Here is a 23,551-nt window from a genome sequence, read left to right on the forward strand (position 1 = left end):
CCTCAGCGCTTTGTCAGTTTGAGTTTCTTGCGAACGTCTTCCGGACCGATGATCCGGGCACCCATGCCCTCGACCACCTGCACGGCCTTTTCGACGAGCTGGGCATTGGTGGCGAGCTGGCCCTTGCCGACGAAGAGGTTGTCCTCAAGGCCGACGCGCACATTACCGCCGGCGAGAACGGCGGCTGCCGGATAGGCCATGGCGTTGCGGCCGATCGAAAAGGCCGAGAAGGTCCAGCTCTGAGGCACGTTGTTGACCATCGCCATGAAGGTATTGAGATCGTCGGGCGCACCCCAGGGAATGCCCATGCAGAGCTGGATCAGCACCGGGTCTTCGATCAGGCCTTCCTCGGCAAGCTGCTTGGCAAACCAGAGATGACCGGTGTCGAAGGCCTCGATTTCGGGCCGCACGCCGAGATCCGTCATCTTCTTTGCCATGGCCCGCAGCATGGCCGGCGTGTTGGTCATGACATAATCGCCGAGATTGAAATTCATAGTGCCGCAGTCGAGCGTGCAGATCTCAGGCAGGCACTCGGCGACGTGGCTGACGCGCTCGGTGGCGCCGGCCATATCCGTGCCCTTAGGATTGAGGGGAAGGGGGCTTTCGACGTCCCCGAAGATCAGGTCCCCGCCCATGCCGGCGGTGAGATTGAGGACGACGTCGACATCGGCCGAACGGATGCGGTCGGTGACTTCCCTGTAGAGATCGTTGCGGCGGCTGGCAGCACCCGTTTCTGGATCGCGGACATGGCAGTGAACGACCGCAGCACCGGCCTTTGCCGCATCGATGGCGGAATCGGCGATCTGCTTGGGAGTGATCGGCACGTGGCTGGATTTGGAAACCGTATCGCCGGCGCCGGTGACGGCACAGGTGATGAAGACATCGCGGTTCATCGCAAGAGGCATGCTTTTGTTCTCCCTCGTCTTGTCCGCATTACGCGACAGGATGGATGGCGATGCGTTGCATTTTCGGAAGCAGTTGATACATTATCAGAACTCGAGGGAGGTGGCCTTGCTGCAGCGATCGACGGAACGGCTCGATATCGACCTTCTCGTCCTGCCGGACGCGAACCTGATCCTGATCGCCTCGGTCATCGAGCCGCTGCGCGGTGCCAACCGCATTTCCGGCAGCGAACTCTATCGCTGGCGGCTGCTCACGCCGGACGGAGCACCGGTCCCGACCACCAGCAATATCGCCGTGCCCGCACAAGGCGCTTTCAAGGCGACGACCGAGGATACGCCGCTATTCGTGCTTGCCAGTTACAACTGGCGCCACAGCGCGACGCCGGCCCTCAAGATGCAGCTCTCCCAGGCTGCCCGCTATCGCACGGTGATTGCCGGCATCGAGTCCGGCACATGGCTGCTGGCGGAAGCAAGCCTGCTCGACGGACTGCCGGCGACCGTCCACTGGGAGGACTACGAGGATTTTGCGCTGGCCTATCCTGAGGTGCGGGCCGTCAAGGATCGTTTCGTCATCGACGGCAAGCGGCTGACGACCTCCGGTTCGCTTCCAACCGTCGACCTGATGCTGGAAGTGATCAGGCAGCGGCAGGGTTATTCGCTGGCGCTCGAGGTCAGCCGGCTGTTCCGCTATGAGCAGCCGTCCTTCCATGCCGATGAGTCACTTTCCGCAGCCTCGGCTGGGTTGCGCATGCACGATCCCCGTGTCGCGCAAGCGGTGCGGCTGATGGAGGAGCATATCGAGCAGCCTCTGATTCTTACGCGGCTCGCCCGCAGGGTGGGCATCAGCGCCCGACATCTGCAGGATCTTTTCCAGCAGAGTATCGGCGCGCCGCCGCATGTGCATTATCTCGCCCTGCGCTTGAATGCGGCCCGCCGCAAGGTGATCGAGACGACGGCCTCCTTCGCCGACATCGCGGCGGCAACCGGCTTCAACTCGGCCTCAGCCTTTGCGAGAAGCTACCGGGCGAGTTTTTCCGAAAGCCCGTCGGAGACCCGGCGCCGCTTGCGGCGCCGCATCACGTCATCGGAGGTGCGGGCATAGGCTGGAATGCGTCCCGTATCATTTCGGCAAGTTCCCGAACGGCCTCGCTGGAACGGTAAGTGCTCCGGCGGAGCACGACCTTGGAGGAATCGACCGGCGGGAAACCGTCTTCGGCGGTGAGTTCCCGGCAGCCGGGCGGAATGCTGCTGCGGGAAAGCGTGGTGACGGCAAGGCCTGCGGTCACGGCATTCTTCAGCCCCGAGCCAGTATCGGCGATGAAAGCGATTCGATAGTTGCGGCCGATCTGCTCCAGCGACCGGAGCGCAAAATCGCGTGACCAGGTGGAGTTGCGATAGGTCGCTATCGGCAGGGGATCGATGTCGTGCAGCCTGTGGACCATCGATGTGACCCAGACTGTGGGATCGATACAGATGACCTCGCCTTTCGTCTCATCGCTCCAGTCGAAAACGACGGCCAGATCGAGCTCATCCCGCTCGAGGGCGGCCAGGTTGCGAACTGTGTAGTCGCAGGACACGGTGACCTCGACGGCCGGGTGGCGTACGGCGAAAGCAGCAAGGGCTGCCGGCAGCACCGTCTGGCTGTATTCCTCCGGAATTCCGATGCGCACCGGTCCGTCCAGCGGTTTGCTCCGGATCGTCGCGGCGGCCTCGTTCAGGAGGTCGATTATCCTGCGGGCGTAGGGGACGAGCTGTATGCCCTGGCGCGTCAGCAGCACGCCGCGGGCGCCCCGCTCGAACAGAGCTTCGCCGATCGTCTGCTCAAGCCGCTTGATCTGAGTGCTGACCGCCGACTGCGTCCGCCCGATGCGCTGGGCAGCCGCGGAGAAATTGGAAGTCTCGGCAACGACCAGGAAGGTTCTGAGCAGGTCGCTCTCAATCGGCTCGTGCATAGGAATAGCCATAGAAAAAATCGATGGTAGCTATCTCTACTATTCGTTTGTCTAATGTCAATTCTTGGCGCAGAAAAGAACCGCGTTCGACTTCCTTCTTTGAGAATATCTGCGTGACCATTGAAAATCCGGCCAGACGCCTCGCAGGCAGCGAGCACGAGAAGGGTGTGCTTCTCATCATTGCCGCGACGCTTGCCTGGAGCGCGAGCGGCGTCTATTCGCGGCTCCTGACGACCGACGTATGGACGGCGATCGCCTGGCGGTCGTTGTTCGGCGGCCTGTTTCTGCTGATCCCCTGCCTTTTCCTCGAAGGGGGCATCTCACGGCAGCAATGGCGATCCGTCTTCCATCCGTCAGGTCTTGCGATGATCGCATGCCAGACCTTCAGTCAGGTATGCTTCATCGGGGCGCTTTACATGACCACCGTCGCCAATGTGACGATGATCTATGCGACCGCGCCCTTCATCGCGGCACTGCTCGGGTGGGTCATCCTCAGGGAGAGGGTCTCCAGGCGGACGCTGATTGCCGGCGGCATCTCGCTCTTCGGCGTTGCGGTCATCGTCGCCTCGTCGATCGGCGGCGGGACCGGTTGGGGCGACCTGCTGGCGCTCGGCATGACGGCGTCCTTCGCGCTCGTCATCATCATTCCGCGCATCAGTCCCGACGTGCCGAGCCTGCCGCCGACCGTGGTCAGCGCTTTCCTGACACTTGCACTCTTCGCTCCGTTCGGTTCGGTCGGCTCGCTCGACCTGCACAACTGGATCGTCCTCGCCGCCTTCGGCGCGACCAATTTCTCCCTGGCGCTGGTGCTCTTCCTTGCCGGGGCGAAGCGGATGCCGCCGGCGGAGGCGGCGCTGATCGGCACGATGGAAATCGTGCTCACGCCCTTCTGGGTCTGGCTGTTGTTTTCCGAAGAGCCGCCCGTCGCCACCTTTTTCGGCGGCGCGATCATCCTCGGCGCCGTGTTCTGGCACACGGCAATCGACGTCAGCCGCAGCCGGCGACCGCATCGCGCCTAAAGCCTTTAGGCGGCGATCAAATCTTCCGGGACGATCCGGAAAACCGCCGTATTCGCGGGATCAATTATTTCTGCTACGCAGCGCTATTGCGACTTTGCCGACTGTCGTCTTTGAGTTGCGCCCATGTCGTTTTCTTGATCGCTGTTTTACGTCAGGCATGGTTTGCTTGTGGTGTTCAAGGCGCTATCTCGCAAACTGGCGAAATGGACCATTGGGACGCTGGCCTGACGCCGGCGCCGCCCCGCAGCGGTAGAAGAACTGAAATCCTCAAGGAAATCGCCGGATAGACATCCGGAAAGATATCGAGATGGATCGAAAGGAGATTCTGGAGCCGGAAACCAGCTCTTGGCACAGCAAATCGACGGATTGCGGCAGACGATCACGAGCGGAACGACAGGCGAAAACCATGGCGTTCACTCCTCTTCTCCATCCAATCTGTCCCTTTTGCAAATCTGAATATCGCCCGATGCGGCGGTATCCTCGTGTTGTGGACCGGGCTGCAGAGGAGGCAGGCCGGAGGGAAGGTTGCCATCGACTGCATCGGTTGCAGATCGAGGCATTCAAACAAGTGGGAGGAATTCATGAGCAAAAATAGAGGCGTCGTCTATCTCCGGCCGGGCAAGGTTGAAGTTCGCGACATCGACGACCCGAAGCTGGAAGCGCCTGACGGCCGCCGCATTGAACACGGCGTGATTTTGAAGGTGATCTCGACCAATATCTGCGGCTCCGATCAGCACATGGTCCGCGGCCGCACGACGGCGATGCCGGGCCTGGTCCTCGGCCATGAAATCACCGGCGAGATCATCGAGAAAGGCATCGACGTCGAGATGCTCGAAATCGGCGATATCGTCTCGGTGCCTTTCAATGTCGCCTGCGGCCGATGCCGCTGCTGCAAGTCTCAGGATACCGGTGTCTGCCTGACGGTAAACCCGGCCCGCGCCGGCGGTGCTTACGGTTATGTCGACATGGGCGGCTGGATCGGCGGACAGGCGCGCTATGTCACCATTCCCTACGCAGATTTCAACCTGCTGAAAATCCCCGATCGGGATAGGGCAATGGCGAAGATCCGTGATCTCACCATGCTCTCCGACATTCTGCCCACCGGCTTCCATGGCGCAGTGCGTGCAGGTGTTGGGGTCGGCTCGACCGTCTATGTCGCCGGTGCCGGCCCTGTCGGCCTTGCGGCTGCGGCTTCGGCTCGCATTCTCGGCGCTGCTGTCGTGATGATCGGTGATTTCAACAAGGACCGTCTGGCGCATGCGGCGAAGGTCGGTTTCGAACCGATCGACCTGTCGAAGAGCGACCGTCTCGGCGACATGATCGCGCAGGTCGTCGGCACCAATGAGGTGGACAGCGCCATCGATGCGGTCGGCTTCGAGGCACGCGGCCACTCGGGCGGCGAACAGCCGGCGATCGTGCTCAATCAGATGATGGAGATTACCCGTGCCGCGGGTTCGATCGGCATCCCCGGCCTCTACGTTACCGAGGATCCGGGCGCCGTCGACAACGCCGCCAAACACGGCAATCTGTCGCTCCGCTTCGGCCTCGGATGGGCCAAGGCGCAGTCCTTCCACACCGGCCAGACTCCGGTGATCAAATATAATCGTCAGCTCATGCAGGCGATCCTCCACGACCGGCTGCCAATTGCCGATATCGTCAACGCCAAGGTCATTCCGCTCGACGATGCCGCCAATGGATATGAGAGCTTCGACCAGGGAGCGGCGACGAAATATGTCCTCGATCCGCACGGAGAGGTCGCGAAAGCCGCCTAGAGCAATTCCAGCAAAAGCGCGTAGCGGTTTTGCGTCCGGAATTGCGAGAAAACAAAGGGATAGAGCATTTCCGTGATTCGAAGAAAAACGGAAATGCTCTAGCGACTACGACTGAGGACTTTACCTGATAGGAATGGCCGGCGGAAAGCCGGCCATTCTGCATCGCACAACGATTTGATTGACGAACTACTGGATGCTGAACGGGAAATATTTTGCGTTGATCATGTCGTAGGTCCCGTCCGCCTTGATGCTCTTCAACGCTTCGTTCAGGCGCGCAAGACGCTCCTTGTCATCGAGGCGCAGCGCGATGCCGGCACCCTCACCGAAGTATGTGATGTCGACCAGATCCGGTCCTTTGAACTCGCAGCAGCTTCCTGCCTTGGTGTTGGCAATCCAGTCGTAGATGGCGAGTTTATCCTCGAGGATAATGTCGACGCTCCCGTCCGCCAGACCCTTGTACAATTCGGGCGAAGACCGAAACACCTTCTTTTTCATTTCCGGATAAAGATGGTTGGCATAGGATTCCTGCGCTGTCGACGATGTCACCCCAAGAATTTTATCGTTGAGGGCGGCGGGGCTGACATCGCTGATCGACGAATCCTTCCGGGCGATGAACACAGACGGGCTGTTGTAGTATTTTTCAGTGAAGGCAACCTTTTGACGCCGCTCAAGGCTCATCGACATGGATGAGATGATCGCGTCGTATTTGTCGGCAACGAGATCGGGGATAATGTCGTCCCACTTCTCGATGATAAATTGGCATTCGAACTTGCCAACCTCGCACAGCGCATTGGCAATATCGATGTCGAAGCCCTGAAGTTTGTTATTTGCATCGAGATAGTTGAAGGGCGGAAATGCACCTTCGACGGCAATTCTCATTGGCATGCGATCTTGCGCGGCCACCTCAAGCGGCGAGGTCGCGGCCAAAAAAATACCCATCCCGCCCGCCATCAGCGCTCCGCGCAGTATAGTCTGAATGGATATGCGCAACATCGTCGGGAGCTCCTCGGGGAATAGTCGATCTCGCCCCATAGTGCGCCGCAGCCTTTAATTCTACGTGAACGCTTCTTTGTTAGCGTCGGCCAATGCGCCCGTGTGGTGGTGTTCAGGGGTCTAGGCTTGCAGATCGTTCTTCCTTCCAGCTCCAAGACGTTTCAGCAATCCTGGATTGCCTCGGGAAGAATTCTGTTTCTGATTGCCGTCAGCGGACTTGGAGCGATCGGACTTGTTGTACTCTCGGCGCTCTGGGCAGGAACCGAAAGCGATGCTGCCGCCCTTGATCGACAGCGCCAGCTTGTGAATGCCCGCCTGCGGGAACAGGTCGATCAAGTCGCCCATGTCATCGGCCAGTTCGGCAACGGCTACCTCACACGTGTTTATCCGGCTGCCCGGTCAAGCGGAGGTTCCTCCAGCCTCGATGCCGTTCTGACAGCGGCCGCCGGGAGTGCGATCAGCCAGACCGCAATGTCCGCCTTCGGCTACGATCAGGCCTTTGTCGTCGACGAGAAGGCTCAACTGCTGATGCTGGCGGACGCCCAAACGGAAAAGCGTTATCGCTGGATGAAGCCTCTCTTTTTGCCTCTGCTTCAGGATGCCCGCCTCGGGGTGAGACCAGGCGCGGTTTCCAACGAAAGAACGCCGTCCTCGATGGAAAGCCGCCTTGCGAGCCCAGGACGCTCCAACACTGCGTTGGCCAATCTGATGCGGCTGGAAGGTCGGCCGACGATCGTCGGCGTCGTCGCCATCAACGATCCCGAAGAGGGGCAACGGCAGACGATGCGGCAATTCCTGATCGTCGTGCGGTTTATCGATGGTGCGGCGCTGGACGAATTGAGCCGGCAACAGGGCCTCAACGGCGCGCGCTTCGCGCGCACAGCCGATGCAGACGAAAACGAGGTTGCCTTCCAGATCGACGCCACGGCAAATGGCGAACCGATCGGCTTCATCGTATGGCGGCCCGATCTTCCAGGCTCGAGAGTGATCGGCCGATTGATGCCGGCGCTTTCGATTGCCGCCCTGGTGATCGCGATCCTGTTCTCCGTTTTGCTGGTGCGCCTGCGAAGCAGCCTCGGCGAGTTGAGAAAAAGCGAGCTGCATGCAAGACAGCTTGCCTTGCATGACGTGCTCACGAGCCTTCCCAACCGCGCTTTGTTCGCGATGAGGTTCGACGAGTGCCTGGCCGAGACGAAGAATTCGGCCGAGCGCTCGGCAGTCGCGCTTCTCGATCTCGACCGCTTCAAGGCCGTGAACGACACGTTCGGCCATGCCGCCGGCGATGAACTCATCAGGATGGCTGCGGAGCGGATCCACTCCCTGCTTCGTCCGGGCGACACGCTTGCCCGGCTCGGAGGGGACGAATTCGCCCTGCTTCTTCGGGACATCAAAGATCATGATCAGGTTTTGCCTGTAATATGCGACGCGATCGTTGCCGAACTTGGCAAGCCCTTCCCGCTTCTGAGGGGCGAGGCGGTCGCACGGGTCGGCGGCTCGATCGGCGTGACCGTCGTGCCGGACGCCGGACGGAATGCCGATGACATCATGCGCTACGCCGACGTCGCGCTGTACGAAGCAAAGATGGGCGGCAGAGGCCAATGGCGCGTCTATTCACCGTCCATGGACGGCGGCAGGAATGCGCGCGACATACTCAAGAACGAATTGCGGGAAGTTTTGGCCAAAGGCACGGCCTCATCCGCTGACGGTCCACAATCCGACCCGATTGCGAACAAGCCGGACTTCGGATCGCTCGAAGTCTACTACCAAACGGTACATCGCGCCGAGGGCGGCGGATACTCGGCGTCGGGCGCGGAGGCTCTCGTGCGTTGGCGTCACAGTCAGCGCGGACTATTGACGCCTGCCAGCTTCATCCCTGTCGCCGAGGAGGGCGGCCTCATCGACGCTCTCGGTTTCTGGGTATTGCGCGAAGCCTGTAGAGCCGCCTGCAAATGGCCTGAAAACACATTTGTTGCGGTCAACGTGTCTCCCGCCCAGTTGAGAAGACCAAATTTTGCCGAGGAAGTATTCGCCGTGCTCCAGGAGAGCGGCCTGCCGCCGTCCCGGCTCGAGCTCGAGCTCACCGAGTCCTCGCTCATCGAGGATAACTCGGACGTCTATACGGTGCTGAAGTCGCTGCGCAGCCAAGGTGTTCAGATTTCGCTCGATGATTTCGGAACCGGCTTTTCATGTCTCAGCCATCTGCTACGCTTCGATATCGACCGCATCAAGATTGATCGTTCGTTCGTCTCACAGCTCGGCACGAAAGCCAACGGGGCGGCCATCATTGGCGCCATCGTCGCGCTTAGCCGCAACCTCGGTATCTCGACGACTGCTGAAGGGGTCGAAACCGAATATCAACGCGACTTTCTGGCCGCCCTCGGCTGCACCGACCTCCAAGGCTACTTCTTCTCCAAACCGGTTCCTCTTTGCGACCTTGATAGTTTCCGGACAGCTGAGAGTGCTGTCGCCTGAGAGGCTTTTGATCTTCCGCCAGGAACTTTCGCCGCGCGCGGCGGTTGACGCCCGAAGACCGAGTGGAGGATGTGATGGGCGAGGTCGGGGAGTGGCGGCACCTTTGCGTCGATATGCAGCGGATGTTTGCCGAAGACACGCCGTGGCACGTTCCCTGGATGGCACGGATCTCTCCCCAGATCGAAGAGCTGGCCGGGCGGCACTCGTCGCGAACGATCTTTACCCGCTTCCTGCCACCCGAGCATGCCGACGACATGCCGGGGAAATGGCGGGATTATTACCAGAAATGGTGGATGATGACGGGTGAGCATCTTCCGCGCGGATTCATCGATCTCGCCCCATCGCTGGCGTCGTTGGTTCCACCGGCAAGGCACTTCGACAAGCGCACCTATTCCCCCTGGATTGACGGCCGCCTGCATCCGATCCTTCAATCGGAGCGGGTCGATACCCTTATTATAACGGGTGGTGAAACGGATGTATGCGTGCTGGCCACGACGCTCGGCGCAATCGATCTCGCCTATCGTGTCATCGTGCTGAAGGACGCCGTCTGCAGCGGCGCCGACGATACGCATGACGCGTCACTGGAACTTCTGCATGATCGGTTCTCCGTGCAGCTCGAACTCATGAAGACCGAAGAATTTTTGAGCGAGTTTGGCTAGAGCCTGGTGTGGCGATACAGCCTTCACAGCAATACTGCATCGCCACCAATGACATGGAGATGACCGATGGGTCGGCCTTAGCGTTTGCCGATCGACGGACTAAACACCATGAGGCTCAGAATCTCAAAGAGCACCTGTGCTGCGGCGTGCGCTGTGTTGGTCGTCGCGTCATATTGCGGGGCAACTTCGACGACGTCACCGCCCACCAGGTTTATCCCTTTCAGCCCCCGTATCAGTTCAAGGACTTCACGCGTGGTCAATCCACCGACCTCGGGCGTGCCCGTGCCGGGCGCAAAGCTCGGATCGAGGCTGTCGACATCGAAGGAAAGATAGGTCGGGCCGTCGCCGACGATGGATTTTGCCTTGGCAACGACAGCCGCAATCCCCATTCCGCTGATGTCCTCTGCGTGGATCACGGTCATCCCCGACGCATAGGAGAATTCCCACAAATATTCCGCCGAACCACGGATGCCAATCTGGATAGTCCGTGTCGGATCGAGCACGCCGTCCAGCACCGCATTGCGGAACGGCCCACCGTGGTGAAACTTCGTCTGATCGAAAGCGCCGCTTGTATCGCAATGGGCATCAATATGAATGAGGCCGACTGGTTGCTGCCGACCGATGGCCTTCAAAATCGGGTGGCTGATGGAATGATCGCCTCCGACGGAAAGCGGGGCAACGCCGGCATCGACGATCTGGCCGATGCGCCTTTCGATGTCGTCGTGGCTGAGCTCCAGCCGGTAACGGCTTTGGAACGATACGTCGCCGATGTCGGCGACCCGAAGATCGAAGACCGGCGCCGTGGCAAGGACGTGATTGTAGGGGCCGATCCTTTCGATGGCGCGAAGTGCCCTCGGTCCGAAACGCGAGCCTGGACGATTGGTGACGCCAAGGTCCATGGGGATCCCGGTGATTGCAACCTGGAGATTGCCGAAATCCGGATCATCGGCCGCGACCTGCATGTAGGGTGCGCTGAGGAAGGTCGGCACTCCGGCGTATGGCGCCAGTCTCGTGCCGCTCTTGGAGATGATCTTCTCCGCCACTTTGCGAAACTTCTCATCGAATATCTCGCCGCCATTGGCGTCTGCAAATTCTGCGCGCAGCTGTTCTAGCCGCGTTTTGTCCCACACCATGCGCATGCATCTCCGCTTCAGGTCCGTCTCGTCAGACAAAGAGGTTGAGAAAACAATTGGTATCGTTGTAGCAATCGGTATCAAAGAGAAATCGATATGATCGCTGCAAAACCCAACTCGCTCGTTGCCCGCCTCGCTGCCCCGCCCATTCCTTCCGTCGTCGCCTGGAGCCGCGAATACAAAGGAGAAAAAGGGCCGCTCATCGATTTGTCGCAAGCCGTGCCGGGCTATCCCGCGCATCCGGAGATGCTTCGGCTTCTTGCCGAGGCGGCCGGACAACAGGCGATGACGGGATACGGGCCGATCGAGGGCGAACCTCTGTTGCGCAAGACCTACGCGGCTCACGTTGCCGAGCTTTATGGCGCCGACCTTTCCGCCGGTAATATCCACATTACCGCCGGCTGCAATCAGGCGTTCATGTGCGCAGCGATCGCGCTTGCGGGCGCCGGCGATACCGTAGCACTGACCAATCCCTTCTATTTCAATCACGATACGACGCTGTCGATGCTGGGGATAGGGCGTCGATTGGTCGATTGCGACGCCGCCGCCGGCTTTCTTCCCGATCTGAGTTCGGCCGAGGCTGCACTTGCGGCCGGCGCGAAGATACTTGCCGTCGTGACACCCAACAATCCCACAGGAGCCGTGTACCCACCCAGCCTGCTTCACAAGCTTTTTGTGCTCTGCCGGAAATACGGCGCCTGGCTGATCCTCGATGAAACCTATCGGGATTTTCTTGGCGAGGATTACGGGCCGCCGCACTCTCTTCTGTCCGAGCCGGGTTGGGAGGACACGCTCGTTCTTCTCTACAGCTTCTCGAAATCCTTCTGCATTCCCGGTCACAGACTGGGTGCAATCACGGCAGGCCCCAAACTCATCGCCGAGATCGCCAAGGTGATGGACAATATGCAGATCTGCGCGCCGCGTTCGGCTCAGATCGCCGTTGCATCGGCGATCCCGGCACTCGCCGAGTGGCGAGCCGGTAACCAGCTGGAGATCACTCGCCGTGCGGATGCGTTGAGGCTGGTCTTTTCCGGGCTGCCGGATTGGGAAATCGCCGCGATCGGCGCCTATTTCGCCTTTGTCCACCATCCCTACGCTGATCGATCGTCTTCAGAGGTTGCCGAAAAACTCGCCAAGCAATCCGGCATTGTTTGTTTGCCCGGAGCCTATTTCGGGGAAGGGCAGGAGCGCTACCTCAGACTTGCCTTTGCCAACGCGGATGTCGCCTCGATAAAGCTATTGTCCGAGCGCCTTCGCTAGGCCGCTGCGATCAACCTCCGCCGGAAGTTGGTGATAACCACCGCGCCAGTAAAGCAACGGTCCTATGCCCAGCCGAATTTCAATCGCGCAGACATGTCCGACCAAAATGGCATGGGAATTGTAGTGGAATGCGGTTTCGAGCTTGCAGTCCAGGACCGTCAGGGCATTTTCAAGGACCGCCGCACCGGTCTTGAGGCGATACCATCCCGCGTTGCCGTAGCGTTCGGCGCCCTTTCGCCCGTCAAGACCGGCAAAGGATTGCGCCACCTGCTGCTGGTCGGCAGCGAGCACGTTGACACAAAAGCAGCCGTATTGCTGCAGCGCCGGCCATGAGGAAGACGCTCGGTTGACACTGACGATGACGGAAGGCAACTCCGCCGAAAGCGAGGAGACCGACGTTGCGGTGAAGCCGGTGCGGTCTTTACCGTCGCCGACCGTAATCACACTGACCGCACCCGCCAGATGACGCATCGAAAACTTGAAGTCCGCCTCGCTGATCAAAGGCTCGGCACTCATCGGGCTGGCTCTTTCGTTTTGGCAAAGCGGTTTACAGGCCTTGAAAGACCGAGGTTTTCTCGCAAGGTCTTGCCCTCGTACTCCTCACGGAACAGCCCTCGGCGCCGAAGCTCGGGCAGGACCAGCCGCACGAAGTCGTCGAGACTGGACGGCAAGGTGGGGAACATCAGGATGAAGCCGTCGGCGGCGCGCGTCTCAAACCATTCCTCCATGAAGTCGGCAATCTGGGCTGGCGTGCCTGTGATGCCATTTCCGGTATGCTTCTCGGCATAGTGCCGGATGAGTTCGCCGACGGTGTGGCCGCTTTTCACGAAATCGACCAGTTCGTCGAACAGAGCGCGTGATCCCTTTGGCGCCGCCGGCAGCCGATCCATGGGGAAAGGCTTGTCGAGCGCCACGTCGCGCAGGTCCGCTTCCAGAAATTCGGAAAGCATCAGCCGGCCGACATCCGGATGCATCTTGTCGATCAGATAGTCGACCTTCGCCTTTGCCTCGGCTTCAGTTTCACCGACGTTGATCACGATACCCGGCATGATTTTCAGGTCGTCCGGATCGCGCCCATGGGCCGGCATCCGGCGCTTGACGTTGTCGTAGAAGGCACGGTTTCGGTCGATATTCGATGCGAGGCTGAAGACGATCTCCGCCGTGCGTGCCGCCATGTCCATTCCGGGTTCCGAACCACCCGCCTGGGCGATGACGGGGCGACCCTGGGGCGTTCGCGCGATGTTGAGGGGGCCGCGAACCTGGAAGTGCGTGCCTTTGTGGTTGAGCGTATGGTGCTTGTCTTTGTCATAGTAGACACCGTTTTCACGGTCGAGAAGCAGTGCGCCATCCTCGAAGCTGTCCCAGAGGCCGAACACGACATCGACGAATTCGTTGCCGCGCTCGTAGCGCAGCGCATGCGGGTCGAGCCCCTCGCGGTTGAAGTTGTAGCCGGTTTCGTCGTGATCGGAGGTGACGACGTTCCAGCAGACGCGCCCCTTGCTCAGATGGTCGATCGAGGCGAACAGACGCGCGACATTGTATGGCTCGTAATAACTCGTTGAGACCGTCGCCACGAGACCGAGATCGTTGGTGGTGACCGCCAGAGCCGAGAGCAGCGAGAGGGGTTCGAAGCGGTTCATCTTGGTCGGAATTCGGGCAAGCGCATTCGGATCGCCGACGGCGGCGGCAGGAGAATCCGCCATGAACATAAAATCGAATTTGGCCGCCTCGGATCGCTTGGCGACATCGAGCAGATGAGCGAAGTCGTTGGCGCCATTGACGTCGCTTGCCGGATGCAGCCAGGAGGCCGGATGAAAGCCGAACGTATAGACGAAAGTCCCGAGTTTCATCTTGTCGGTCCGCGCCATTGGGCTCTCCTGTCATTGTCCGCCACGCCGTCCCCTTGAAGGCGACTGTGCAAATTATCGCCAGGCGCAAATTTTCATCAATATCGCGTAGCTGAGTTCCGTTTTAGTTTTTCTAAAGTGTTGACTTACAGCGCCGCGCGTCTTTTCTGACGCGCAAAGGACGCTGTAACATTTTTGAATCGATGCATAATTTCTCAAATCGATTCCGATTTGAGAAATTATGCAGCAGGAGCCGATGCCGAAGCCTGCTGACGGGAAATAGCAATGAGCCAATCGCGGAATTCGCGCCCATGGGGCTTCTGCAAGGCAGCACGATCCCAGGCGAGAAAATAGCTTTCACGCAGTGCAATGCGCATGTCGACCGGAATGACGAGCGTTTGCGCCTCAAGCTCATCTGATATCATCGACATTTGTGCGAGCACGACGCCGCGCTTGTTGACGGCTGCGTCAATTGCACTGCTCGACAAAGTGAAGGAAAGGCCGGGCGTCGACACATCGAACGCGACGCCGGCCTTGGCGGCAAACTCCGCCCAGCTGGGGTAGGGGGTGAAGTGTCGTTCCCACTCGACATGGAGGAGGGGTTGTTCGAAAAGATCGCGCGCCGTATGTGCGCGATCCTGCATCAGCGCCGGCGAGCAGGCCGGAACGACCCAATCGCGGAACAGTTCGGTATAATGTTCGTGCTGGAGGACGTCCGATCCGTAGCTGACGCGGAAATCGACATCGTCGAAACCGATCCGGGGCTCTTTGTCGCGTCCGATAATCCTCACTGGAACTTCGGGATGAAGCGCCTGCCAGTCGAAGATGCGCCTGCCGATCCATTTGTTGACGACGGAGGAAAGCGCACTGAGCACCAGTGCCGTCTCGTTGCGCGCCTTTTCCAACAGTTGCTGAGCGAGCGCAAATTGCTCGAACCCCTTCGATATCTCCTGATGGTAGAGCCGGCCCCAGGCGGTCAGCTCGACGGTTCGCCCGCTGCGCTCCAGAAGCGAAATTCCAAGAAAGCTTTCGATCTTGCGAATCTGCTGGCTGATGGCCCCCGGCGAAACCCTCAGCTCCAGTGCCGCGGCCGTCACGCCGCCGCAGCGCCCCACCGCCTCGAACGCCTGCAAACTTTTCAGCGGTATCGCCTTGAGGCGCTCATCGGTCACTTGCAGAACCTCTCGTGATTTGCGTCGAACTCAATTTGCTGCCGGATGAAACGTCCCCGCAAACTGGAACCGGTCGCCCGGATGGGTAAACTCGACATAGGTCACCGTGCGTCCGTTCTGCCAGGTCTGGCGAATGAGGCTAAGGCAGGCCTCGCCACGTTCCGTCTGCAGGATCCGCGCTGTCGTGGTGTCGGCCGAGACGGCGCGAATGACATGTTTGGCCTTGGACCAGGGAACCTCGTCAAGCAGCCATTTGCCGGGCGGAATTGAAGCAAAACTCTCCTCCCTCGCCCGTGGGACAGCATCGAGCATGATGATCCGCCGCTCGATGGCATTCGGTCTGCCGTCGACGATATGCAGGCACTGAAGCCTGAGGACTTCTGCATCGGCGGGCTCGGACAGCTGCTGTGCCTCCGCCTCTCCAAGGCGCTCGATCTTGCGGGCGAGGATTTCGAAGCGGTGTTCGTGCCCGGCCAGTTCCGCTTCGGTGCTGATATCCTGGATATCCATCACCGTGCGGTCGATCTGGGGCGATGCGACAAACGAACCTGTCTTGCGCCGTCTGACGATCATGCCGCGCTCGGCGAGCGCCGACAGCGCCTTGCTGACGGTCATCCGCGAGCACCGATATTTCGCCGCGAGTTCGTGTTCGACGGGAATACGGTCACCGGGCCGCCAATCACCGCTGATGATCTTCGTCTCGACATCGGTGAAAATACGCTGATAAATCGACACCAAGCCCGCACCTCATCCGGCGTCAACGATCATAAATTCCGGAACGGTCATGCCAGCGAGATCGACGCCACCCGGCACAAATTTTGCGTTCCTCGTCTTTTACATTGACACTCTAGGCCAGCCTATATCTATTTGTATAGTCAAAAGCGGAGCATAGAAATCCGCGCAGAGGAAATCGAAGTCGGGAACCAACACTCCTCCGCCGGGGGAATAAAACTGGAGAGATGATCATGAAGGCAAATTCACTGCTGAAGGGTCTGGTCGGCGCTGCGTTCCTGTTCGGAGCAGCCGTTTCCGCCCATGCAGCCGACACGCTGGCCGCCGTCAAGGCAGCCGGCACCCTCAAGGTTGGCACCGAAACAGCTTTCGCACCGTTCGACTATATCGATGCCGGTGAACATACCGGCTTGAACGTCGATCTCTTTGCCGAGATCGGCAAGGAACTCGGCGTCAAGATCGAGTGGATAGCGCTTCCTTGGGACGGCGTCTTCCCCGCGCTCGAGGCCGGCAAGTTCGATGTCGTCGCAGGTCCTGCAACGATCACCAAGAAGCGCATGGAGCGCTATCGCTTCACGCCGCCGATCGCCGAAGCGACGATCGCCATTCTGAAGAAGGCTGGCGACACGACGATCAGCAAGCCGGAAGATATTGCCGGCAAGACGATCGGTGTCGGCAAAGCAACTGCCCAGCTCGACCAGCTGAAGGAATTCTCCGGCACGCTGCCGACCAAAGTCGACGTGCGCGAATATCCAGCCTTTACCGAATCCTACGCCGATCTCGCCGCCGGCCGCATTGCCGGCGTTGCCAACTCGCTGCCGAATATCGCCTTCGTCGCTAGCCAGCGAAAAGGCACGTTCGAAGTCGTCCTGCCGCCATTCGGCAAGAAGTCCTATTTCGGCTTCATCGGTCTCAAGGATGCCGATCATGCGCCCCTGATGGATGCGATCGATGCCGCGATGCTCAAGATCAAGGCAGACGGACGTATGGCAGAGCTGCAAAAGAAGTGGTTTGGTGCGTCTTTCGATACGCCTGATGCTGTCAAGGATCCGGCATTCTGATTAGCCGCCGGTGAAACGAACGCGCCCCGCCATCAGTCGGGGCGCAATCCGCCGTGGGATCAAAGTTCACGGCCGCAGCGCCCAGGCAAGCACCGCCCATGTCCATCAAGCTATTCGAACTGCTTCTGCAAGCCTCGATCTACACGGTGACGATCAGCGTGGTCTCCATCCTGATCGGCTTTGCGATCGCGATCGTCATTTCGGCCATGCTGCTCTCACGGCAACGGCTTTTGGTGTTGCCGGCGCAGATTTTCATTAGTTTCTTTCGTGGTGCACCGCTACTGGTCCAGCTGTTGCTGATCTACAATCTGTTGCCGGTGATCGGCATCAACGTGCCGAGCATCGTTGCGGCCGTCGTTGGCCTATCCTTGTGTACTGCGGCCTATCAGGCTGAAAATCTGCGCGGTGGTTTTTCCAGCGTTCCCGTGGGCCTGGTCGAATCTGCCGAAATGGTCGGCATGACTCCCATTCAGATCTTCCGCCGCATCAAGGCGCCGATCGCCCTGCGCCTGACTTTCCCGGCGCTCGTCAATGAAGCGATCCTTATTCTGAAGGCGTCTTCGCTCGTCTCCGTCGTCGGAATCGTCGAGCTTACACGCATGGCTCAGGACCTTGCCGGCAGCACCTTCCTGCCGCTTGAGATTTTTGCTTCCGCAGGCCTGATCTATCTCGTCATCAATTGGATCGTTGCCCTTGCGGGCGGGCTGATCGAACGCTCCCTGCCAGGAGTGCCGCGATGACCTTTGATACCAATGTGATTTTCAGCAACTTGCCGGAGATTCTCCACGGTGCGTGGGTCACCATCCTCATCTGGATCGTTACCACTCTTGCCGCTGCCGTACTGGGTTTCCTAGTCGCTGTCGCGCGAGGTTTTGGCGGCGTGCTGTTGGACAGAGCGTTCAGCCTTGTCATCGCAGTGCTGCGCGGCACGCCCTTTCTGATTCAGATCTTCCTCGTCTACTATGGCGGCCCCTTCGTCGGATTGTCGCTCGATCCGATCCCGGCCGGCATTGTCGGCCTTTCCATCTACGGCGCGGCTTATTTCAGTGAGATATTCCGCTCGGGCTTTGCCGCCGTCCCGAAGGGACATATCGAGGCCGGCCTGTGCGTTGGCCTGACACAAGGGCAGATCATCCGGCGCATATTGCTGCCGGAGATGACCATGCTGGTGTTGCCACCTTCAGTCAACATGACGATCATCCTCATGAAGGAGACGGCCGTTCTGTCCATTATCACCGTGCCGGAGTTGACGGCGACACTCAGCGCCATCGGCTCGCAGCAATATGCTTTCGTCGAGGCGCTCTTCGTCCTTGCGCTATTTTATTGGGTACTGGTCGAAATCACCGGCTGGCTCGGCCATCTCGCCGAAACGAAACTCACCAGATTCAGGTTTTTCAACATATGAGCGTTCCTGCGATCGCAGTCAAAAATCTCGTCAAGACGTTCGGCGGCTCCACCGTGCTGCACGGCATCGACCTCGAAATCGAGCAAGGACAAGTTTCTTGCGTCATCGGCCCGTCGGGATCCGGCAAGAGTACGCTGCTGCGCTGCATGGCGTTTCTGGAGGAATCGACGAAGGGGACGATTGCCGTCAACGGCGAGGTGCTTGGCTTTGTGGAAAACGCCAAGGGTGTCCGTGAGCGGGTGCCGACTGCTGTGAACCGGCAGATTCGATCGCAGATCGGGATGGTTTTTCAGCAGTTCAATCTCTGGCCGCATATGACGGCGCTCGGCAATGTCAGCGAGGCGCTGAAGACGGTTCACAAGATGAGCCGCAGGGATGCGGAGGAACGGGCCATGGCCCAGCTCGTCAAGGTCGGCCTGGAGGGCAGGGCGGGGCACTATCCATCGCAGCTCTCGGGAGGGCAACAACAGCGTGTCGCTATCGCCCGGGCGCTTGCCCTCAACCCGAAGATCATGCTGTTTGACGAGCCGACCTCGTCACTCGATCCCGAGCTGACCGGCGAAGTGCTCAACGTCATGCGCGATCTCGCCGCCGAGGGCATGACGATGGTCGTCGTCTCCCACGAGATCGGATTTGCCGCGACGGTCGGCCAGCAGATCATCTTTCTCGACCACGGCAAGGTGCTGTTCACCGGACCGCCGCAGGACGTCTTCAAACGACCGAGAAACCCCCGCCTCGAACAATTCCTGGACACCTATATCGATCGTGGAGCCTCGATGCTGCTGTGAAATTCATGTCCTTCCGGATCGTCGGGCAGACCTCCAAGGCCGGCGCGGGTTCAGGCAATTTCGTCTTCGAGTATTTTCACGGGCCGGTCCCATTGGATGAGTACAATACAGCCGGTATCACTCCTTACCGAGTGTTCGCTGCCCGGCGCATTGACGATATAACTGCCGCTGTTGTAATCGCCCGTCTCGTCGGATTGAACGCCGTCGAGCACCAGGATGGTCTCGAGCCCTTCGTGGCGATGGCGGGGAACGGAGGCGCCGGGCTCATATTTCAGCAGCGCCACGCCCGGCTGATCACCCTCGAAGGGGCGGATCCAGTGAATGGTGACAGCATCGCGGAAGGGGCCGAATTCCAGCTCCTTCCAGCCGCCTGACGTCAGGCGTTCGCGGGTCGTTTCAGGCATGGGCGATACTTTCCAGAATGTCGTCGACATGCGCGGTCCAGCCGACGATCGCGCCTTGGGCGCGGATCATGGCGATGGCTGCGGCTTTGAATTCTGGGAAGTAGCTTTCCGTCGCCTCCTCGGCGAGAAGGCATTCATAGCCGCGGTCGTTTGCTTCGCGCATCGTCGTCTGCACGCAGACTTCGGTGGTGACACCGGCAAAGACCAGCTGACGAATGCCCTTCTCTTGTAGCACGGTGCCAAGTTCGGTGGCGTAGAAAGCGCCCTTGCCGGGTTTTTCGATGACGACTTCGCCCTTCACAGGAGCGAGCTCCGGCAGGATTGCCGTGCCGGGTTCGCCCGAGATCAGGATACGGCCCATCGGGCCTTCGTCGCCGATCCTGAGCGACGGATTGCCGCGATCCCGTTTGGCCGGTGGCAGGTCCGAAAGGTCCGGCCGGTGGCACTCCATCGTATGGATCACAGGCAGGCCGGCATTGCGGAAGCCCAGAATGAGGCGTTTGACATCAGGCACGATCCTGGTGATACGGCTGACATCATTGCCGAGGCTTGCACCGAAGCCGCCGTGCTCGGCGAAATCACGCTGCATGTCGATGACGATGAGGGCGAGTTCATCGTGCTTCACCGGAAAGGCGAAAGGTTCAGCTTTGATCTTCGCCATCAATGATGCCCCGCCATGTGGGCGCCGATCACGCCAATATCGGCCGAGCGCGCCGGTGTCTCGTAGACCAGCTTGCCTTCCGAAATGACCATGATGCGGTCGGACATCTCGAGCAGTTCGTCGAGGTCTTCGGAAAGCAGCAGCACGGCAGCGCCCAAATTGCGTGCCTTCATGATGCGGGCGCGGATTTCGGCGACGGCCGAGAAATCGAGACCGAAACAGGGGTTCGAGACGATCAACAGATCGACATCGCCGGTCAGTTCGCGGGCGAGCACGGCACGCTGCACGTTGCCGCCCGAAAGCGCTGCGATCGGCGAGGCGGAAGAGGCCGTCTTGACCTTGAAGTCGGAGATCAGCGCCGAGGCACGCTTCTTCATGCTGCCCTTATTCAGCCAGATCGCGTCCTTGCCGTCCGATTTCAAGTCGAAGGTGCGAAACGCAAGGTTCTCGCTCACGGTCATCTTCGGCGCACAGGCATTCTGCAACGGCTCTTCGGGGATGAAACGCACCCTGTTCTTGCGGGTCTCGTCGCGGGTGGCGCCGTAAGCCTCGCCATTGACCATGACCTGGCCGCTATCGGTCGGGCGCTGGCCGGCCAGAATTTCCGTCAGCTCCTTCTGGCCGTTGCCCGATATGCCGGCAATGCCGACGATCTCGCCGGAGCGGACCGTAAGCGCGTCGATCTCGATCGTCTTCAGGCCGGAGCGATCCGGAGCTTTCACTTGGCTGACAGTGAGCACGGATTTGGCCGCTTCCGCCACCGGCAGACGGCTGTCGAGCTCGGCGAGCTTGACGTCGCCGATCATCATCGCCGCCATCTCGGCGGTGGAGAGCTCGCCGACCTTACCGGTGCCGACCAGCTTGCCGCGCCGCAGGATCGAAACGGCATCAGCGAACTTCGTCACCTCGTGGAACTTGTGGGAAATCATCAGCACGGTGAGCTCGCCGCGCTCGGTCATCCCGCGCACGATGCCGAGCATCTCATCGGCTTCGGCGGGCGTCAGCACCGAGGTCGGCTCGTCGAGGACGAGGAAGGAGCGGCCGAGATAGAGCTGCTTGACGATTTCGAGCTTCTGCTTTTCGCCGGCGGCAAGCTCGCTCACCGGCCTGTCGAGCGGGATCTTGAACGGCATGCGCTCCATGAAATCCGCCAGATCCTTGCGTTCCCTGGCCCAGTTGATCACCGCGGGCACTTCGGTGCGGCTGATGACCAGGTTTTCCGCACCGGTCAGGGAGGGAACCAGTGTGAAATGCTGGTAGACCATGCCGAGCCCATAGGCCGCGGCATCCTTGGGTGAGGCAACCGCCACCTCGCGACCGTCGACCGACAGCGAGCCTGAGGTTGCGTGATAGAAGCCCATGATGCATTTGACGAGTGTCGACTTGCCGGCGCCGTTTTCGCCGAGAAGCGCGTGAAAAGACCCGGCCGGAACGACGATCGAGACGTTGTCGAGCGCGGTGAAGCTGCCGAAACGCATGGTCATATCGAGCGTCTCGATGCCGACGGCCTTGCCGGCTTGCGGAAGGGGCGTGTCGCGGACTGTGCTCACTTCATTGCTCCTTTTCGACGATGATGGCGACGGGACCGCCGCCGGGCGGACCCTGGTGTTCGGCGCCGCCGGACACATAGAGATCGGTAATCCCGAAGATGCCGGCGAGAACGCCGCCGACGAAGGCACGGGCATGGCGGGTGCCTGCAATATCCGAGTCATCGAGCATCGTGTGGCGCCTGCCGCCGATCCTGCCGGACGGGTCCGGCTCGGCCTTGGCGAGAACCGCCGCCAGCCGGCTGTTTTCCGGCAGGCGTTCGCGGGCTTTCCTGACGGAATGCGCGTCGATCGCATCCCGCATGACCGCGTGGTCGATCGACAGCGGACCGGACCATTTTGCGCTCATGCCGAGGACGATGATTTCGTGATCGGTGAGTTCGACCCCGGACGAGGTTGAGGCGCAGCGGGAAAAGAGATCGAAACGTGTGCAGATGTCGGCATCGCCGATCGATGTCGCATCTATCTCGCCGAGTGCCACGGCGACGCCGAGAGCCGAAGCGCCGCGCGAGAGGCCCATGGATTTCAGCGTGTCGTGGGTTGCGACCGTCCTGCCTGCTGCCTCGGCCTCGGCAATCCGGCGCGAGGTGAGCAGCGGACACTTGATCTGCACGAAATGGACATCGGCGGGATCATCGATGCCGGCATCCCTCATCGCGGACTTCACGCCTGCGGCAACGAGCAGGATCTGTTCCCGGCGCCCGAGATGTTCGGGGGGCAGCGCGGGGGTACGCGACACACCAATGGCCAGCGCCCGTTCGCCCGGGTTTTCTAAGGTTTCACGCGCAAAAACCGTCCAATGCGGCGAGAGCGCACCCTCGGTGCCGCCGGACATGATGATCGAGACGCCGTCGACGCCATATCTGCTGAACAATGTCTCGAAGCTGCGGGTGGCATAACCGCGGGTAAAATCATTGACGCAGCCGTTGCCTTCCGTCTTGCCGAGAACGGCGACGACGTTGTTCGCCTGAAGGCCGCTGGCAAAGAGCGCCTCGACGCCGGCGACGTCATCGGGCCCGTCGGCTGGCACGCGAAAGACATGGGCACGCAATGACGGCATCAGGGCAGCGCCTCGACTAGAGCCGCGGAATTGGAGACCGAGCCGAAGACGCCGCCCTGCATCTTCACCATCTTGATCGCGGCGAGGTGGTTTCCGTGGTCGGTCGCACCACAGCAGTCTTCCAGCAGCAGGCATTCGTAGCCGCGGTCATTTGCCTCGCGCATCGTCGTCGAGACGCAGACATCGGTGGTGATTCCGGTGAGGATAATGTTCTCGATGCGCTTCTGGTTGAGGATGAGTTCGAGGTCGGTGGCGCAGAACGAACCCTTGCCCGGCTTGTCGATGATCGTCTCGCCTTCGATCGGGTAGAGTTCGGGGATGATGTCCCAGCCGGGTTCGCCACGCGTCAGGATGCGGCCGCAGGGGCCGGGATCACCGATGCCGGCGCCGATCCGCTGCGAGCGCCAGCGTTTGTTGGCCGGCAGATCGGCGAGGTCGGGGCGATGGCCCTCGCGGGTATGGATGATGTGGTAACCCTTGGCTCGCATGGCGGCAAGCACACGTTTGATGGGTTCGATCGGCGCCTGCACCAGCGACAGGTCGTAGCCCATGTGGTCGACATAGCCGCCCTTGCCGCAGAAATCCGTCTGCATGTCGATGATGATGAGGGCGGTATTATCAGGCCTCAGAGCGCCGTTATAGGGCCACGGATACGGATCGGCGTCGATAAAATGCCCTTTGGTTTCGACCATCGCGTCCATCATTCTCTCTC

23 protein-coding genes and 1 riboswitch are annotated in these 23,551 nt (G+C 60.3%); of the genes, 10 read left to right on the forward strand and 13 right to left on the reverse strand.

Annotated features, from left to right (window positions below; all coding sequences use genetic code 11):
* Positions 1-2: 2 nt before the first annotated feature.
* Positions 3-905 carry a 3-keto-5-aminohexanoate cleavage protein gene (locus ACD590_RS34070; RefSeq protein WP_018449115.1) on the reverse strand — a complete coding sequence of 301 codons (903 nt, stop codon included), beginning with the start codon at positions 903-905 and terminating at the stop codon, positions 3-5.
* 100 nt (positions 906-1,005) lie between these two features.
* On the opposite strand from ACD590_RS34070, the gene ACD590_RS34075 reads away from it, so the two are divergent.
* Entirely contained in the window at positions 1,006-2,004 is a 999-nt protein-coding gene (locus ACD590_RS34075; RefSeq protein ID WP_026231093.1) for a GlxA family transcriptional regulator, read from the forward strand.
* Here ACD590_RS34075 and ACD590_RS34080 read toward each other — a convergent pair.
* Positions 1,979-2,854 carry a LysR substrate-binding domain-containing protein gene (locus ACD590_RS34080; protein ID WP_439004402.1) on the reverse strand — a complete coding sequence of 292 codons (876 nt, stop codon included), beginning with the start codon at positions 2,852-2,854 and terminating at the stop codon, positions 1,979-1,981. The genes ACD590_RS34075 and ACD590_RS34080 overlap by 26 nt on opposite strands.
* Positions 2,855-2,967: 113 nt before the next feature.
* On the opposite strand from ACD590_RS34080, the gene ACD590_RS34085 reads away from it, so the two are divergent.
* A complete protein-coding gene (locus ACD590_RS34085; RefSeq protein ID WP_027683063.1) occupies positions 2,968-3,873 on the forward strand; it encodes a DMT family transporter in 906 nt (301 codons plus the stop codon).
* A 161-nt stretch (positions 3,874-4,034) separates the two neighbouring features.
* Positions 4,035-4,234: riboswitch (cobalamin riboswitch) on the forward strand.
* A 220-nt stretch (positions 4,235-4,454) separates the two neighbouring features.
* On the forward strand, positions 4,455-5,645 hold the full coding sequence (gene fdhA, locus ACD590_RS34090) for a formaldehyde dehydrogenase, glutathione-independent (protein ID WP_018449119.1): 1,191 nt from the start codon (positions 4,455-4,457) through the stop codon (positions 5,643-5,645).
* A gap of 186 nt (positions 5,646-5,831) precedes the next feature.
* Here the strand turns inward: fdhA and ACD590_RS34095 are convergent, their stop codons facing one another.
* Positions 5,832-6,638 carry a transporter substrate-binding domain-containing protein gene (locus tag ACD590_RS34095; protein ID WP_026231094.1) on the reverse strand — a complete coding sequence of 269 codons (807 nt, stop codon included), beginning with the start codon at positions 6,636-6,638 and terminating at the stop codon, positions 5,832-5,834.
* A 105-nt stretch (positions 6,639-6,743) separates the two neighbouring features.
* Here ACD590_RS34095 and ACD590_RS34100 point away from each other — a divergent pair, with 105 nt between their 5' ends.
* Together ACD590_RS34100 and ACD590_RS34105 are read left to right on the forward strand one after the other, a co-directional pair.
* Positions 6,744-9,110: a putative bifunctional diguanylate cyclase/phosphodiesterase gene (locus tag ACD590_RS34100; RefSeq protein ID WP_112908379.1), complete on the forward strand. Its 2,367-nt coding sequence runs from the start codon at positions 6,744-6,746 to the stop codon at positions 9,108-9,110.
* 74 nt (positions 9,111-9,184) lie between these two features.
* Positions 9,185-9,769: a cysteine hydrolase family protein gene (locus ACD590_RS34105; RefSeq protein WP_047620493.1), complete on the forward strand. Its 585-nt coding sequence runs from the start codon at positions 9,185-9,187 to the stop codon at positions 9,767-9,769.
* 77 nt (positions 9,770-9,846) lie between these two features.
* Here the strand turns inward: ACD590_RS34105 and speB are convergent, their stop codons facing one another.
* The gene (gene speB, locus ACD590_RS34110) at positions 9,847-10,902 is read right to left on the reverse strand and encodes an agmatinase (RefSeq protein ID WP_065277370.1); all 1,056 of its coding nucleotides are present in this window, start codon (positions 10,900-10,902) and stop codon (positions 9,847-9,849) included.
* Positions 10,903-10,998: 96 nt separating this feature from the next.
* Here speB and ACD590_RS34115 point away from each other — a divergent pair, with 96 nt between their 5' ends.
* Entirely contained in the window at positions 10,999-12,162 is a 1,164-nt protein-coding gene (locus tag ACD590_RS34115) for an aminotransferase (RefSeq protein ID WP_439004312.1), read from the forward strand.
* Here ACD590_RS34115 and ACD590_RS34120 read toward each other — a convergent pair.
* The 4 genes from ACD590_RS34120 to ACD590_RS34135 all read right to left on the reverse strand — a co-directional run bounded on the left by ACD590_RS34120 (position 12,139) and on the right by ACD590_RS34135 (position 15,919).
* Entirely contained in the window at positions 12,139-12,678 is a 540-nt protein-coding gene (locus tag ACD590_RS34120; RefSeq protein ID WP_112908381.1) for a flavin reductase family protein, read from the reverse strand. The two genes, ACD590_RS34115 and ACD590_RS34120, sit on opposite strands and share 24 nt — an antisense overlap.
* Positions 12,675-14,030 carry an LLM class flavin-dependent oxidoreductase gene (locus ACD590_RS34125; RefSeq protein ID WP_112908382.1) on the reverse strand — a complete coding sequence of 452 codons (1,356 nt, stop codon included), beginning with the start codon at positions 14,028-14,030 and terminating at the stop codon, positions 12,675-12,677. The genes ACD590_RS34120 and ACD590_RS34125 overlap by 4 nt, the downstream gene beginning before the upstream one ends.
* A gap of 218 nt (positions 14,031-14,248) precedes the next feature.
* Positions 14,249-15,181: a LysR family transcriptional regulator gene (locus ACD590_RS34130; protein ID WP_018246810.1), complete on the reverse strand. Its 933-nt coding sequence runs from the start codon at positions 15,179-15,181 to the stop codon at positions 14,249-14,251.
* 30 nt (positions 15,182-15,211) lie between these two features.
* Positions 15,212-15,919 carry a UTRA domain-containing protein gene (locus ACD590_RS34135; RefSeq protein ID WP_018246809.1) on the reverse strand — a complete coding sequence of 236 codons (708 nt, stop codon included), beginning with the start codon at positions 15,917-15,919 and terminating at the stop codon, positions 15,212-15,214.
* A 227-nt stretch (positions 15,920-16,146) separates the two neighbouring features.
* Between ACD590_RS34135 and ACD590_RS34140 the strand changes: the two genes are divergently transcribed.
* From ACD590_RS34140 to ACD590_RS34155, 4 genes are all read left to right on the forward strand, one after another.
* The gene (locus ACD590_RS34140) at positions 16,147-16,974 is read left to right on the forward strand and encodes a transporter substrate-binding domain-containing protein (RefSeq protein ID WP_026188802.1); all 828 of its coding nucleotides are present in this window, start codon (positions 16,147-16,149) and stop codon (positions 16,972-16,974) included.
* A gap of 98 nt (positions 16,975-17,072) precedes the next feature.
* Complete coding sequence (locus ACD590_RS34145) at positions 17,073-17,714, forward strand: amino acid ABC transporter permease (protein ID WP_439004313.1); 642 nt, start codon at positions 17,073-17,075, stop codon at positions 17,712-17,714.
* Positions 17,711-18,379: an amino acid ABC transporter permease gene (locus ACD590_RS34150; protein ID WP_439004314.1), complete on the forward strand. Its 669-nt coding sequence runs from the start codon at positions 17,711-17,713 to the stop codon at positions 18,377-18,379. Before ACD590_RS34145 ends, ACD590_RS34150 begins: the two co-directional genes overlap by 4 nt.
* Positions 18,376-19,167, forward strand: a complete 792-nt coding sequence (locus ACD590_RS34155; protein ID WP_439004315.1) for an amino acid ABC transporter ATP-binding protein — start codon at positions 18,376-18,378, stop codon at positions 19,165-19,167. The genes ACD590_RS34150 and ACD590_RS34155 overlap by 4 nt, the downstream gene beginning before the upstream one ends.
* Before the next feature lie 50 nt (positions 19,168-19,217).
* Here ACD590_RS34155 and ACD590_RS34160 read toward each other — a convergent pair whose 3' ends face one another.
* Genes ACD590_RS34160 through biuH form a run of 5 tightly spaced genes read right to left on the reverse strand, consistent with a single transcriptional unit; the run spans position 19,218 to position 23,540 of the window.
* A complete protein-coding gene (locus ACD590_RS34160) occupies positions 19,218-19,571 on the reverse strand; it encodes a cupin domain-containing protein (RefSeq protein ID WP_439004316.1) in 354 nt (117 codons plus the stop codon).
* Positions 19,564-20,232: a cysteine hydrolase family protein gene (locus tag ACD590_RS34165; protein ID WP_065277314.1), complete on the reverse strand. Its 669-nt coding sequence runs from the start codon at positions 20,230-20,232 to the stop codon at positions 19,564-19,566. Before ACD590_RS34165 ends, ACD590_RS34160 begins: the two co-directional genes overlap by 8 nt.
* The gene (locus tag ACD590_RS34170) at positions 20,232-21,782 is read right to left on the reverse strand and encodes an ABC transporter ATP-binding protein (protein WP_439004317.1); all 1,551 of its coding nucleotides are present in this window, start codon (positions 21,780-21,782) and stop codon (positions 20,232-20,234) included. Before ACD590_RS34170 ends, ACD590_RS34165 begins: the two co-directional genes overlap by 1 nt.
* 1 nt (position 21,783) lies before the next feature.
* Positions 21,784-22,839 (reverse strand): cyanuric acid amidohydrolase, encoded by a 1,056-nt coding sequence (gene atzD / locus ACD590_RS34175; RefSeq protein ID WP_439004318.1) that lies wholly within the window; start codon positions 22,837-22,839, stop codon positions 21,784-21,786.
* A complete protein-coding gene (gene biuH / locus ACD590_RS34180; RefSeq protein WP_113542867.1) occupies positions 22,839-23,540 on the reverse strand; it encodes a biuret amidohydrolase in 702 nt (233 codons plus the stop codon). Before biuH ends, atzD begins: the two co-directional genes overlap by 1 nt.
* Positions 23,541-23,551: the final 11 nt, after the last annotated feature.

The sequence above is a fragment of the Rhizobium sp. 862_C5_N1_2 genome, from assembly GCF_051811205.1.
GTDB lineage: Bacteria > Pseudomonadota > Alphaproteobacteria > Rhizobiales > Rhizobiaceae > Rhizobium > Rhizobium leguminosarum.